Annotated in this window: 12 protein-coding genes; 1 reads left to right on the top strand and 11 read right to left on the bottom strand. The window is 36.3% G+C overall.

Annotated features, from left to right (window positions below; translation table 11 throughout):
* Window positions 1-3: 3 nt before the first annotated feature.
* The 9 genes from LF886_RS19450 to LF886_RS19480 all read right to left on the bottom strand — a co-directional run bounded on the left by LF886_RS19450 (window position 4) and on the right by LF886_RS19480 (window position 7,688).
* Window positions 4-1,086, bottom strand: coding sequence for an HlyD family secretion protein (locus LF886_RS19450; protein ID WP_236851219.1), 1,083 nt, complete (start codon window positions 1,084-1,086; stop codon window positions 4-6).
* A 14-nt stretch (window positions 1,087-1,100) separates the two neighbouring features.
* Window positions 1,101-1,532 (bottom strand): CPBP family intramembrane glutamic endopeptidase, encoded by a 432-nt coding sequence (locus LF886_RS24180; protein ID WP_410685150.1) that lies wholly within the window; start codon window positions 1,530-1,532, stop codon window positions 1,101-1,103.
* Between the two features lie 60 nt (window positions 1,533-1,592).
* Window positions 1,593-1,748, bottom strand: coding sequence for a hypothetical protein (locus tag LF886_RS19455; RefSeq protein WP_236851220.1), 156 nt, complete (start codon window positions 1,746-1,748; stop codon window positions 1,593-1,595).
* A gap of 48 nt (window positions 1,749-1,796) precedes the next feature.
* Window positions 1,797-1,952 carry a hypothetical protein gene (locus LF886_RS19460; RefSeq protein ID WP_236851221.1) on the bottom strand — a complete coding sequence of 52 codons (156 nt, stop codon included), beginning with the start codon at window positions 1,950-1,952 and terminating at the stop codon, window positions 1,797-1,799.
* 404 nt (window positions 1,953-2,356) lie between these two features.
* Entirely contained in the window at window positions 2,357-4,435 is a 2,079-nt protein-coding gene (locus LF886_RS19465) for a type IA DNA topoisomerase (RefSeq protein ID WP_236851222.1), read from the bottom strand.
* Window positions 4,436-4,536: 101 nt separating this feature from the next.
* Complete coding sequence (locus LF886_RS19470; protein ID WP_236851223.1) at window positions 4,537-6,042, bottom strand: DUF3945 domain-containing protein; 1,506 nt, start codon at window positions 6,040-6,042, stop codon at window positions 4,537-4,539.
* A 76-nt stretch (window positions 6,043-6,118) separates the two neighbouring features.
* On the bottom strand, window positions 6,119-6,433 hold the full coding sequence (locus tag LF886_RS19475; protein WP_236851224.1) for a helix-turn-helix domain-containing protein: 315 nt from the start codon (window positions 6,431-6,433) through the stop codon (window positions 6,119-6,121).
* 3 nt (window positions 6,434-6,436) lie between these two features.
* Complete coding sequence (locus LF886_RS23960; protein ID WP_262913031.1) at window positions 6,437-6,568, bottom strand: hypothetical protein; 132 nt, start codon at window positions 6,566-6,568, stop codon at window positions 6,437-6,439.
* Between the two features lie 286 nt (window positions 6,569-6,854).
* Complete coding sequence (locus LF886_RS19480; protein ID WP_236851225.1) at window positions 6,855-7,688, bottom strand: RteC domain-containing protein; 834 nt, start codon at window positions 7,686-7,688, stop codon at window positions 6,855-6,857.
* Window positions 7,689-8,528: 840 nt separating this feature from the next.
* On the opposite strand from LF886_RS19480, the gene LF886_RS19485 reads away from it, so the two are divergent.
* Window positions 8,529-11,687 (top strand): SIR2 family protein, encoded by a 3,159-nt coding sequence (locus LF886_RS19485; protein ID WP_236851226.1) that lies wholly within the window; start codon window positions 8,529-8,531, stop codon window positions 11,685-11,687.
* Window positions 11,688-12,375: 688 nt separating this feature from the next.
* On the opposite strand, the gene LF886_RS19490 is transcribed toward LF886_RS19485, so the two are convergent.
* Window positions 12,376-12,537: a PTS sugar transporter subunit IIBC gene (locus tag LF886_RS19490; protein ID WP_236851227.1), complete on the bottom strand. Its 162-nt coding sequence runs from the start codon at window positions 12,535-12,537 to the stop codon at window positions 12,376-12,378.
* Window positions 12,524-14,011 carry a recombinase family protein gene (locus tag LF886_RS19495; protein WP_236851228.1) on the bottom strand — a complete coding sequence of 496 codons (1,488 nt, stop codon included), beginning with the start codon at window positions 14,009-14,011 and terminating at the stop codon, window positions 12,524-12,526. The genes LF886_RS19490 and LF886_RS19495 overlap by 14 nt, the downstream gene beginning before the upstream one ends.
* Window positions 14,012-14,212 lie beyond the last annotated feature (201 nt).

Here is a 14,212-nt window from a genome sequence, read left to right on the forward strand (position 1 = left end):
TACTTACAAAAGTTTCGGGTTGAACCAGTCATCTATTTTATCAAATAATAGTTGCCACAAGGTTCTATTGTTAATATGAAAACGTGCGTTGAGGGTCAAACCTTTCCCTATTTGTGCCTTGTATCCATTTTTGAGTTGTAAATAATTACTGTCCATTGTACAAATGACCCTGAAAAGGGCTTCTCCGGTTTGCTGATTGATCTTAATATTAGGATCAACTTCCAGTACTTCTGCTCCCAACAGTCCCCATTGATTGTAGTTATAGGTATCAATTTGAAGCTTAACTTTTTGGCCTACGGAAATGTACCCTATATCTTTGGGAGAAACCATGCATTCTGCAACCAGGGATTGGTCGGGAGATATTTCTCCTATTTTTTCACCCTGAACAAGAAAATTTCCCTTTTGAATCCCTGAGAAGTTAACAAGCCTTCCTGATATGGGTGCTGTGATAATATAGTTTTTCTGTTCTTGATTAATACGTTTAATTTCCGAAGCCGCTGAGCGCAGCTGGCGTTCCGCTTCTCTTTTTTGTGCCTGCCATTGTGCAGTCTGTGCCTCACGAATACCAGCTAACTGATTGACAAGACCCTGATGCTTATAATGAGATTTTTCAAATTCAGCTTTGGTGATCACCGCTTTTCTAAAAAGTATGGTAGAGCGTTCCAGATCTTTTTCTGCAAGAGAAAGATCGGTTTGAACCTCTGCCAATTTCTCCCGCATGGCAGAAAGTTCCTTTTGATATTGCCCCGTTACCAGACCGCTAAACTGCCCTTGCGTGAGCTTAATAAGATCCTGAAGTTGGGCGTTATAATCCATACTTTGGTTATCCTGTAACTGTTTTTGCGTATCTAACTGCTCAGCAGTTACTACTAATAATGTATCGCCTTTTTTTATGGATTGATTGTTCTTTATCAATTGGTTTTTTATGATTCGTCCGTTAATTACAGCGCTCAATTGTGAGTTCTCTTCCATTGAACGGATGAGCCCTTTTGAAGATGAAGAAATAGGAATATGAATAAGTGGTAAAGACACTAAAAAGACGATAATAAGAAGTAATATTCCCTGGTAGATAATATTTTTAAGCATTAATTTTTAAGAATTTACTTTACAAACAGTACCCCATAGAGGTTATAAAGTGCGTGAAATAAAACGGTTAGCATGAAATAGTATCGCGTTCTCCCCCGAAAAGTAATATAAAAGGTATTCAGTATCAGCCCTCCAAAAAAGGTCATCACAACATACAGCCAATTGTACCAATGCATCTGTGAAAATGCAAGACTCATAATTAGAATGCACACCACATCATTTTTTAGACCTAACCACCCATTTAAAACTTTATAAAAAAGAAACTGAAAGAAAAGCGTCTCCAAAAATGGAGCCACCAATATGGCAAGAAAAGCCATCTCCTCCTTAGAGATATCATCATGCATACTATCTTTTAAATGAAAAAAAGAATCATTTAAAAAATTAAAAAAAAGGCCATTGATAATAGCAATAAACAGGAAAAATATGAATATATAAATGTTTTTCATAGGTAAAAGGCTATTTCATTGTATTGAAATAGCCTTATTAATTTAATGGTGATCAATCAGTTATCTAAAAGCAGCAGTACCACCGTACATTGCTGCCGCAGTCCAGTATGCTTTAGCCGCACGGCCTACACCATAAGCAACATCATACCAAAAGCCATTATCACCGGCATCAATTAACACTAATTCTTCGTCAGTAAGCATTTCCAAATTTTCCATAAGTAAGTTATTAAAATTATTAAAAAAATTGATTAATTGTTGTCTGTTCTATCTGTAAGTTCCGTTCCATCCGTCACGGGCTCCTCTTTTTATCTCTTTCCAATTGTCCATTATTTGCTCAAATAGCCATCCGAAATCACCACCATCAATTTGTTCAGCTTGGCGAGCATCCAGCTCAACCAGGTTTAAATTTTTTAATTCCATAATTTTAAATTTTTGTTAATAAATTATTTAATTGTTTGAATACCATAAAGTTATAATAGGACAATAACACAATCAACTGTGTCTTTTCGCAGGTAATTTACCTTTTTGCTATTCGTATTATCCGATAAAGGCTAAATAGGTAGAATAAAAAGGTTGAAAATACTTAGTAAGAGAATTTTTTTTAGAAATTCCTTCTTCTAAATATTCTGTATAAAGAATGTAGGACTGAATAAAAGACAGCATTAAAATAAGTGCACATCTATAGTGCGGATTTCTCTCAGAGCTCATTTTTTAATCTAATAGAGATTTTCCACATTTACTTATTGGCAGTTTCGTCTATTGGCAGTCATGTAAAGGACCCTTCTTTATTGTGTGATATAGACATGTATTCCCTATACTATCAATCATTTCTTTTTACCGCTCCCGAATTCAAAAGAAGTTTCCGCCTTATTGTTCATTATGATATAAGCATCAAACTTTTTCCCCGCATTACTTTTCATCCCTTTGATAAGGGTTGTTCTTCCTTTATTTAAAAGATTTTCGATATCGGAGAGACTGATCTGCACGCCACAGATTTGACGGAACTGAACCCACTTACATCCATCATCAGGACACTTAACGATCTTATCCCGGATAAGTAGTTGCTGCTTTTTACATTGAGGACAGACGAGCACCGGGAGATCTTTTTTGGGAAAGGATATATCGAGTAATTCTTTGGTAATAGTACTCGAATAGTTTTCCATGTCTTTTTGAAAGACAGCCGCGTCCCCTTCCCCGTTTTCAATTTTTTGTAAGGCCAATTCCCATTCCGCGGTCATCAATGCATCAGCAATCTTTTTATCTTTTACCAATTCATATACTTGCAGACCTTTTTCAGTAGGGATCAACGACTTCTTTTGTCTTCTGACATAATCCCGGGTAAATAATGTTTCAATGATCGAAGCTCTGGTAGCCGGAGTTCCGATTCCAACATTTTGCAAAATTTTACGCTCCTCTTCATTTTCGATTTCTTTTCCGGCACTTTCCATGGCCGATAAAAGCCCTGCTTCAGTATATAATACAGGTGGTACCGTTTTCTTTTCTAAAACAACAGCATTTTTAATTTTCAGTTCGTCGCCGATTTTTAAATTGGGAAGGTCCTGCGTGACTTCAGCATCTTCATCAGAAAAGCTTCCCTTTATCGCACGCCAACCGGATTCCAGTATCTTATTGCCTCTGAGTACAAAATCACAGTGAAGAACCTCTATAGTTACATCTGTTATTTCTTTGCAGCAGGCCGATGAAAGAGATTCCAATAAGCGGAAGCCAATCATTTGGTAAACAGCATTCTCCCTGGCAGGTAAAGTCGAAGGAATTCTGTCGGTGATCAGCAAACCATGGTGGTCTGTTACCTTCAGATCATTGACTATGCGCTTATTGAAGCGGCCCCATTTTAATTTTGAAACCGCTTCTTTGAAAAAAGGACTGTCTCCCAAAGCTCTGATGAGATTGGGAATTTCAGCCCACAAATCTTCGGGAATGTATTTGCTTCCTGTTCGAGGATAGGTGATAAATTTGTTTTCGTATAGATTTTGAGCAATGCCCAGTGTTTCATCTGCTGAAAAACTAAGCTTTTTATTGGCTTCTTTCTGTAAACCTGTCAGGTCAAACAATAAAGGTGGTTGTTCTGTAACAGTTTTGCTTTCTACAGTGGTAACCACTGCCAAACCATTTCGCTCAATAGAGCGTAACAGTTCTTCTGCTTTTTTCTTATCATCCCACTTTGTTTTTGAAAGGCTCTTAAAGTCAATAAAATCCTTCCGATGTTCCAGCCCTATCTGCCAATATTGTTTTACACTAAAATTCTTATTTTCCTGATATCTCTTGCAAATAAGTGCCAGTGTTGGGGTTTGGACTCGTCCCAACGAATAAATACCGTTTTCAGCGGCTATGCTCAGTGCCTGAGAAGCATTGATACCCACCAGCCAGTCAGCACGACTTCTCCCTTTTGCCGCCTCATATAATCCGTCAAAATCACGACCAGGTTTGAGGTTATCAAGCCCCTGTCTGATGGCTTTCTCGGTCAGTGAACTGATCCATAACCGCTCAAAAGGTTTTTGACATCCTAAGAAATCATAGATATAGCGAAAGATCAACTCACCTTCACGACCAGCATCTGTGGCAACAATAATACTGTCGCAACGATCTATAACCTGCTCTATGATCTTTAATTGTTTTAAAGCTCCTGTATCAGGAGAATATCCTTTATCCTTTTTTACTTTCCGTACCGTCAATACAAAAGGATCGGGTAATATAGGCAACACCTCTTTCTGAAATCCTGGAATCCCATAATCTTCCGGCATTCCTAATGCAATGAGATGCCCGAGTGCCCAAGTCACTTGGTAGCCGTTACCTGTTAAATATCCGTCATGCTTTTCTGTGGCTCCAACAAGTGCCGCGATCTCACGTGCCACACTTGGTTTTTCTGCTATTATTGCTTTCATATCTTTATCTATTTTGGTTTTTAATTCTTATGGATTATCTGATATTGGTTATAAAAAATGCCTACTGGGTAGGCATTGAGTACTTTATAGTAGGTAATCGATTATCTTTTTCTGCCTCTGGACTTGGCAGGTGGTTTTGGGGTTTCCTGCTCCTTTTGCTGCTTTTTCGTATCAGGATTGGTCTGTCCCGACTTCAAAGGTTCCGTGCTGTTCTTAGTTGATTCGTTGGTCTTTCCGTCTGAATTAACAGCGACCTGCGTCTTATGAGCCTCAGTAGGTTGTATCTTATCTTTTAATGCATTTGGGTTTTTGAAATCAAAACCGGTCTTGCCTGTTTCCTTGTTATATGTGATATAACCTTCGTATTTTCCGCCTTTTTTATCGATCAGATCACTAACATAAACTGTTTGACCTTCTTTGAGTTTCTGATACTGCTGCTCATCAAGTTCTTTCCCTCTAAAGATTTTGGGAGCTTCCTGAACTGCACCTTGCTGCTCATTTTGCGACTGTTTACTTGAATTGCTTCTGTCAAACAGAAATTCTACATACCGCTTGTCGGCATTGAACTGAACATCAGCATTAAAAGTTTCTCCTTTTTTGGAGAGCATTCCCTCCAAATGAAGAGACTTACCTTCCATTAAGGTCTGCTTTTGGCCATCATCCAGCTGTACCCCTTTTATTTCGTCCGGGACTTTGATCTTATCTGCCCTCAGTGCTATAAGCTCATTGGTGAGTCTGTCAATGCTGATGATGGAAGGAATCTGTTCACCTGTTTTGCCATGAGTCAGATCAACAACCCTTCCCATATTTCCTGTTTTAAGAAGGTTATTCTTATCCTCCTTAGTGAACTCATGACCAAAGAAGGTAAAATGAAGGTTTGGTTCTTTGCGGATGCCATGGATCGCCATAACGACTTTCCCGTCTTCGTTTTGTTGGAGAGAAAGCCTTGCATCCAGTCGGGTAATCGCTGTTCCTAAGTTTAAACTGATTGGTACCAATTCATTGGTTTTGTACCCCTTTAATAAGGGATCTAAAATTTTCATTTTTTCCAGTTTCTCCTGGCTCAGTCCAAGATTAGACATCGTTTCCCAATCAATATCTTCAGCTTTAAAGCGGTACTCACTGGTCTGGGGAGTTTCGACAGGAGCAGTTACAGGGGTTGTTGTCTGTGTATTTTCCATTGTATTTTGATTTTGTGGTTCGTTTTGAGATTGTTCTTTCTGCTCCTGCTTTTCTGTGGGTTTATCTACGCTAACTTCATATTTTGATAGTGTTTTATCCCCTTCAGGAGAGGGTTTATCAATGGCTTTTTGGATTTCGTCAGATACCTCGGCCACCGAGGTTCCGGGAATCTTGAAGAAAGAAAAATTCGTAGGGTTTTTAAGCTGGCTAAAAAAATTGGAAAAGAAATTGGAGAAGAAATCCCCATGTTTATCCACTTTCATAAACTGGTTTTCATTTTCCTTGGTCGGTGCTACTGTTTCCAGGTTACCATTCTTTCCCATTCCTTTAACAGCTTCGAGTTTCATTGTTTCCTTATTAAGAACCAATAAAATATCAGACAACTGATCGGGAGTTTGCTGTTGTGCATTTTCTAATTCACTCATGATATATGCTTTTACGATTTGCTGTTAAAAGTAACAGAGCTATCCTGGGCATAGTCATCATTGTCCTTCAGTGGCATTATTTGTCTTTCTTTGGCCCAATCTTTTCAAGGGAGTTAGAGAAACTTTCCCGTATAAAAATGTTAACGTCAGAGAGCTTATAATACAGTTTCCCGCTAATGGTGGAATAAGGCAGCTGACCGGAAGAACGGTATCGCTGCAGGGAACGACGACTTATTTTCAGCTTTTGCAATACATCCTGATTATCCAGGAGCTGCTCTCCGTCTATAGAGCTCAACTGTTTACTATTCACTACAAGCAGATCATTCAAAACATCGAAACGTTCCATGATACGCTTCATCCAGAAATTAAATTCCATTTTGTCGATTTCCATAGGTTAGTTATCAATAGGTTTGTTAGTCTTCTGATTCTTTCTCGTGATAGAGCTACAAAATAATGTGGTGATAAGCCCATAGGTTCCAAGATCTTTCAAGGGATAAGGGGCCTGCTCTTTAATAGTAGTTTTCATTGTGCAGATATTAGTTTATAGTCCAGCAAAATTCTGCACCTTGCACGGAAATATCCGCCAAGCACCACCAATGGAAAACAAAGATTTTTTTAATTTTATAGGATTTGATAACGTACTTAAAGTATGACACTTCCGTTTTTTTGAGCGCTATTCATTTAAAAAGGGACGATTTTTGCCAATTGGCGGATATGGGCGGAAAAAGAAAAGCAGGTCTTATCATAAAAACCCAAAAGACCTGCCTGTATAAAAAAGTAAGGACAGAATTGATAATCAGATGGAAAATTGTCTATAAATCCTTATCCATATATTCCTCCAGGGAGGTTTTAAGCTGATCGATGAAAGCGGTCCTACTTCCGGTTCGGTCCTTCATCCTGTGAAAAGCATGGTGAATATCTCCCAGCTGTATCCTAAAAAGTACCTGAAATACAATACTCATCTTGCGAATACCAATTTTACCTCCCGATATACTCTCTGATGCACAAAGAGCATAAATAAGCTCGATCAGTGCGTTTTTGGAATCCGTCCAAAAAAAGTCCTTATCACTTAGCTGCCCCTCCCCACCATCAGCGCTGATCTTTGACAACAAATAAGAATACAGAAGCTCATTAGCAATGATTCGTGAGACCTTATAATCATAATAAGTAGAAAAATGCGGGTCAACTTCAAACACATAGCTATTAAGCCCTTCATTGAAATTAATCTTTCCAAGTTCAAAGTACTCATGATCGAGATCGGTCCGACCAGAACGATAATATCGGAAAAAATCTGAATTACAGATTTGCTCAGTATATTCCTGCTTTAGGCTCTGCAGTTCACCGGAATAATACTTCTGGTACATCTTACCAGTCGAAAACGGACAGGAAGCCTCTATTCTATACAGCTTATTATAGTAAATAAGCTTCCCTAAAATCTGGGGCTTAATGGTCCTGAAGAATTCGATCTCTTCATGTTTACTGGTAAATCCATGAGTTAAGACATGTTCCTTCATCCGCGCGAGAAGCTCACGAAGAAACATCGTCATGCGATAAGATTCATCAATGATATGAGTGGATTCACAGCAGATTTTCTGCTCATGTTTAGAAATACTCTGCAGAGCATCTCTGTAAATTCTTTGTACCATAATTAAAAGTTTTTAAGTGAATGATTAATATTCCCATTGTGGTTGATTTAGGTCATTGAACTTAATACTTTTAATCATATATTTCTCATTGATGAGAAATATTTATTAAATATACCAGATTTTATGTAGAAAAACACATAATAGAGGCGCATTTTGTGAAAAAATCACTTCTTTAAAATATACCAAATAAGTGATAGAAATTGAATTATTAAGATGAGTTTGGGGACGAAATACAAAGAAATGAACACGTAAGGCACTTCATAATGAAAACAGCAGTTTACAGAGCCATTTAACGTCAAAGAAAGACAGCAGGAGACAGATTAGAATAACAATTTCTGAAAGCGCATAAATTTATGCAGCTAAAGATATTAACCAATTGAACAAATTACAAAAGACGATCTCCGCCAACTAAGCCCACAGTTATTACATGACATCGAAAAAATAAAAAATCCCAAAGGAGGAACCAAAGGAATGGTTAAGAAGTAAAGCCGTCCGAAACAGAATGTCAATCTCTCCTACTACCCCAGGAAATAATGTTGAACTGACAAAACTATTAAAACCTACACTCTCACTAGTGCCTGTCTCGTCTAAAAAATAAAGTAGAACATCATTCCACATGGTAGCTTTTCAAACTGAGATTACGGTAAACCGTAAAGGCCTTTAAGTATTTAGGCTTAAATTAGTTTACAAAAAAAATAAATCATTATCATTCGCTGATTGATAATTCATCTATATACCTTATGACATAGAAAATAATTTTGGTATATTTATTAGAACTAAAATTTAGTCTTTATAAAGAACCTTTAGAATACTTCAGCGATACAACACCTATAAAATTTAATGGAAGAGAATTTATATTTAGAATACGATGCCTTTTTAAGATCAGTAAAACGAAATGTTGATGTACCCCATTCATTCCTACTTGGAGCAGGAGCTTCAATTAGTTCTGGTATTCAATCTGCTTATGATTGCATTTGGGAATGGAAAAGAGACATTTACATTACTAAAAACATAAATGCTGCAGAATATTACAAGAATCACAAGAACGAAACAGTAAGAAAGAGTATTCAAAAGTGGCTGGACAATCATGGTGGTTATCCTATACTTGACGCTGCTGAGGAATACACTTTCTATGCAGAGAAAGCGCACCCCATTGCGGATGATCGAAGAAAATATTTCTTCAGTTTGATCGAAAATAAAGAGCCTTATATTGGATACAAACTACTATGTTTTTTGGCCTCACAAGGAATTGTAAAATCGGTATGGACAACGAACTTTGACGGACTTATAGTTCGCGCCGCTCATCAACATAACCTTACACCTATTGAGATCACCCTAGATAATGCGGAGCGAATATTTAGAAATCAAAGTACAAAAGAATTGTTATGCATTGCCCTACATGGAGATTATAAGTATTCAACACTAAAAAATACAGATACAGAGCTTGATAATCAGCATGAAATATTTCAGGAACATTTAGGGAATTACCATGTTGACAAAAACTTTATTGTAGCCGGTTACAGTGGCCGAGACAAATCGCTAATGGATGCCTTAAAAGCTGCTTATTCAAAAAAAGGTTCCGGTCGTCTTTACTGGTGCGGATATGGTGAAAAAATAAATAGCGAAGTAGAAGACTTACTTAAACATATTAGGGCTTCAGGTAGAGAAGCTTATTATATTTCAACTGACGGATTTGATAAAATGCTGATTCACTTATCAAAGGCGATATTTGAAGATAGCTCAGAGTTTTCTGAAAAAATTCAAAAAATCCTTGAAAGCACCAATCAAACTGAAACATTCAATACAGATTTCAAGCTTGAATTCAAGAAAGCTGACAAATATATTAAAAGTAACCTTCATCCCATTGTATTTCCTAAAGAAGTATTTCAATTTCAAATTGAGTATGGTAATGAAAAGCCTTGGAGCTTCCTGAAAACTCTAACTGCTCAAACAAATATTTCTGCTGTACCATTCAAAGGAAATGTCTATGCATTAGGAACATTGAGTGAGATAAACTCAATTTTTAAGCCATATCTAAAATCGGAAGTAAAGAGGGAGGCTGTTTCCCGCTTTGACATAGAAAATGTTACAGCTTTTAAAAATCTAATGCTTACAGCTATTTCAAAGTATTTCTGTTCTACAAAAGAAGTAAATTCCAATTATAAAGACAAAATATGGTTAAAGAATATTCTCAGCAAAGTCGGAGATATCACTGTTCACAAGGCAATCTTTATTTCTCTTTATTTCGACAAAAATTCCCACTTCGGATATATAGCTTTTGCACCTACTGTATATTTGGATTCAGATCGTGAAATAGAAAAAAGTCAAAAACAGAGTATTAGTAAAAATTTGCTTGAGAAATTGTATAACAATAAATATAATGAAGAATTAGAACTGTGGAATGGGATCTTATTTAACCATAAAAAAGTAAAATTTGAGTACCCTCCATTATCGGGGACAGGATTTGAGTTTCAGATCAGTTCTAATACAGCATTTGGAGAAATTGATGTGATAGATAATAAATATCGATCATACATTCCTCAAAATTACGATAATAAGCAAACACAATTTCGAGGAATTCAGTTTTTGGAGCCACAACTCATATTTAAAAATATTGCGACTAATAACGATTTTAAAGATTACCATCCTATGCGCGGTTTAATTAATAACCGTCCTTACGATGTGAATCTTAATGGAATAATACATTCCAATGAAATTAATCTTTCAATCATTTGTTCACAAAAATACGCGGAAAGACTATTTGCATTCCTGACCCAACTCAATTCAAAACATTCCACTGAGAATATTAATACCGACTATCTAATTGACTATCCTGGTTTTTTATCAGCTTTTAATCTTCCTATAAACATACCTGCTCCCAATGATGATGCTTCATGGATGGATATTAATTTTGTAGCTGACAACTCCAAAGAGACACATGAAAATGCCATAAGGCTTGCAAGAGCGATAACCGATAAAATCGAGAAGATCTCCGCGATTCAAAGTGCCAGTACTATTGTAATTTTTATTCCATTTGAATGGCAGCCCTTTGAAACGTATGTTAATGAAATAGAAACTTTTGATCTTCACGACTATATAAAAGCATTTGCCGCCTCAAAAGGCATATCAACACAACTGATCAGAGAAGATACCTTGGATGACAAGCTTAAGTGTCAGATATACTGGTGGCTTTCGTTATCTTTTTATGTTAAATCTTTACGGACTCCTTGGATACTAAACAATCAAGAACGAAAAACCGCTTACGCAGGAATCGGCTACAGTATTTCAAAAATTAAAAATAAATCAGAGATTGTTATTGGATGTAGCCACATTTATGATTCAAACGGTCAAGGATTAAAATACAGACTTTCAAAAATAGATAATTATTTTTTGGACAAACAGAACAATCCTTATTTGTCGTATAAAGATGCTTTTCAATTCGGAGTCTCGATTAGGGAGTTATTTTACCAGTCATTGGATTCGCTACCAGAAAGAGTTGTTATCCATAAAAGGACTAAGTTTACTGAGGATGAAATAAATGGTATTAAGGCTAGTTTAAATCAGGCTGGTATAAAGAAAATTGATCTGATTGAAATCAATTATGATATTGATGCAAAATTTGTCGCAATGAATGTTTTTGATAATAAATTGCAAGTTGACAAATTCCCAATCTCTAGGGGAACCTGCATAGTAACCAACAAGCGAACCGCACTACTCTGGACACACGGTATAGTGCCATCCGTAAAACAGCCAAACTATAAATTCTACTTGGGTGGCAGAAGTATTCCAGCTCCAATTAAAATAACAAAACATCACGGGGAATCCAACATAGATGTCATCGCTTCCGAAATTTTAGGCTTAACAAAAATGAACTGGAACTCACTTGATCTCTATTCGAAGCTCCCATCAACCATTGATTCTTCTAATCAAATTGCAAAAATTGGCAAATTACTTTCAAGATTTGAAGGTCGAAGCTATGATTACAGATTATTTATATAACTGAATTTGTTACCTGTTTTTTAAGGCAATAGACGTCAATATACCAGTTTAAGTATTCCATTCTTCAATGAAGAACAACCATGATGGCATCCGACAGTAAGATTCCATTATTGAGGCTATATTTATTGGTGGAGGGCCATTAAGCCAAGATGAAATAATCTCTAAAAAAAAGACCTCATTAAATCTCATAAATTTTACCATTCTCACTTCACTCAAAGTGGGAATGGTAATCTTATGGTTATGCTTTAAGGATTTGCTTAAAATATTTATTCTATAAGCAATAGTTAAAGCGGAAAATCCATCCTATGAAAAAACGAATTTTCGAATGATGGATTTTGATATTTTAACTGACTAATAAGTACCTCTGAAAATTTAACAGATACAAACAATGAAAAGGGGTTCACCTATAAAAACCCATCACATTACAAATCAAACAGTTAACAAACTTAATTGCATTAAATCTGCTATAAAAGTGTTCGAGGATAATCCTGTTATGTCACTTAAGGAGACACTATTTAATGGTTGTCTCCTTTTTTTATGCCATTAAAAATCTGTGACCCAAACTCTTACTATCTGGATTTTTATAGTTGGATTTTTGAAAATAGAATCTTCAGGCTGTTGTATTAAACTGCCTAAAAAAGTATTTCAGTGTATATTTAATGGCCTTTTTCAGAAGTTCGATCTCTCCTTAAGGTTTCGATGCCTTATCTTTAGGTTTATTGTAATTCTTTGACATGAGATATAGGAAGTCTAATATAACTGTCACTTCTGCATCATCCACCTGAATACCATTTTTTGCTAATATAGCAATCGCCCGTTCAACGGAAACCTTTTTATCAATGAAATTCATTTTTGTTACTTTTTCGGTTATTCTTTTTTGATAATATCTTTGATAACGCATCGTTTAAACCCAAAGAGAGGTTTCCTGACTGGTAGTCAACATTAGCAGGCGGGATTAGATTCACAAGATGTTTTTTATCTGCCATATCCAAATCTGAGAATCCCTGAAAAATGTCCACAAACGATCTGTCTTCTAACTGATTTTGTTTTTCAATGTCTCTTAATTTAACAGTGATATGAAGTAATTCCTTTTTTAAACATTTGGAATTAATTTGGTTCTCCCTTTTTAATTCACTGTAATCATCAAGTTTCAGTATTTCTGCCACAAATAACTTTCTGGCTCGGGAAAGAATCAATTCCTCTTCTTTTAACTTTCTCTCCACCAAATTCCGTTCGTACAAATACCCTGTTTTTTGTGTTTTTACACTCCGATCTTCTAAAATACAACTGAATAGGTCAATTGCCTTATTTGAGAGTGTCAATTGTTGAAGTTTTCTTTGGTAACTATCATTGAGAACAATCGCATTTATTCTTGTCTTGCATCCTCCATGACAGTGATAATAGGGATATTTTTTTCTCGCGCCTTGAGAAAAACTTCCACTAAGTTTGTGACCGCAAAGAGGACATACCAAAAATCCCCTTAGGAAAAACATGGCTTTCAGATCGTCTCTTTTAGCAGTGATTTTCCTCTTTGTTGTAATGATGCGCTGAACTTCGTAAAACAAGACTTCCGGGATCAATGGCTCGTGTGTTCCCTTTACCATTTGTTCTTCTTCAGAATTAAACTTTATCGTTATAAGGCCACAGTAAATAGGATTGCGCATAAGTCTGAAAAAATGTGATCGTGAACATATCAATCCTTTATCATTGGCCATTTTTCGGATTTCTTCTACCCTGTGAATATTCTTGGAAAGCTGATGGAAGATCCATTTTATAATGCCTGCTTCTGGTTCCTTAGGAGCAATAATTTTTTTGCCATCCACCAGTGTCAGATTGATAAATCCCAAAGGGGCCTTATTGGGATACCTACCCATCAGTTTCGCCCGACGAATACCGTTGGCTGTATTCTGGGCCCTCCTACTGTTTTCCGCCTCGGGGACTGATAGGTAAACTGCAAGCATGACTATGCTTTCAGGCACGGAAAAATCTACAGGTTGATCGATAGCCATTGCCGTGGTTCTACATTTTCGAAGCATACCTATCATTTCATAGGCGTATTCAATATTCCGGCTAAATCTATCCCATTTAATAAATAGTATATTCTTGTCTTCCCGTGGTGATTTGTGTTTAATTATTGAAAGTAGTTTTTTCCATTCGGGCCGATTGAAATTCTTAGCTGAAAAGTCTTCGCGATAAATACCTTTGACTTCTATATTATTAAATTTACAGTATTTCAATAAGCGATCCTCCTGCTCAGGTAATGAATACCCCTTTCTTATTTGTTCGTCTGTACTTACACGAACGTATAAATAAGCTGTTTTCATATGAATCTGTCTTTAGCATTTCTAGTACATTTTCAAACATTTAAAAGGTGATTATAGAGTTACAATCTCAATTTCATTTCCAAATTTAGTCCTTAATTCATTTTCAGTTTTTTGGCAAGGAACACTAATTGCTAAGAGCTGTTTTGGTCTCGAACATACCACGTAAATCATTCGCTGCTTTTCGTTAGGAAATGATGTTGC

Origin of the sequence: Chryseobacterium sp. MEBOG07, assembly GCF_021869745.1 — a bacterium.
Taxonomy (GTDB): domain Bacteria; phylum Bacteroidota; class Bacteroidia; order Flavobacteriales; family Weeksellaceae; genus Chryseobacterium; species Chryseobacterium viscerum.

Coding starts and splice junctions, on each gene's coding strand:
- LF886_RS24180 (WP_410685150.1), bottom strand. CDS start 1,532: ATGAAAAACATTTATATATTCATATTTTTCCTGTTTATTGCTATTATC.
- LF886_RS19470 (WP_236851223.1), bottom strand. CDS start 6,042: ATGAGTGAATTAGAAAATGCACAACAGCAAACTCCCGATCAGTTGTCT.
- LF886_RS19490 (WP_236851227.1), bottom strand. CDS start 12,537: ATGAATTTCATTGATAAAAAGGTTTCCGTTGAACGGGCGATTGCTATA.
- LF886_RS19450 (WP_236851219.1), bottom strand. CDS start 1,086: ATGCTTAAAAATATTATCTACCAGGGAATATTACTTCTTATTATCGTC.
- LF886_RS19495 (WP_236851228.1), bottom strand. CDS start 14,011: ATGAAAACAGCTTATTTATACGTTCGTGTAAGTACAGACGAACAAATA.
- LF886_RS19480 (WP_236851225.1), bottom strand. CDS start 7,688: ATGGTACAAAGAATTTACAGAGATGCTCTGCAGAGTATTTCTAAACAT.
- LF886_RS19455 (WP_236851220.1), bottom strand. CDS start 1,748: ATGGAAAATTTGGAAATGCTTACTGACGAAGAATTAGTGTTAATTGAT.
- LF886_RS19465 (WP_236851222.1), bottom strand. CDS start 4,435: ATGAAAGCAATAATAGCAGAAAAACCAAGTGTGGCACGTGAGATCGCG.
- LF886_RS19460 (WP_236851221.1), bottom strand. CDS start 1,952: ATGGAATTAAAAAATTTAAACCTGGTTGAGCTGGATGCTCGCCAAGCT.
- LF886_RS19475 (WP_236851224.1), bottom strand. CDS start 6,433: ATGGAAATCGACAAAATGGAATTTAATTTCTGGATGAAGCGTATCATG.
- LF886_RS23960 (WP_262913031.1), bottom strand. CDS start 6,568: ATGAAAACTACTATTAAAGAGCAGGCCCCTTATCCCTTGAAAGATCTT.
- LF886_RS19485 (WP_236851226.1), top strand. CDS start 8,529: ATGGAAGAGAATTTATATTTAGAATACGATGCCTTTTTAAGATCAGTA.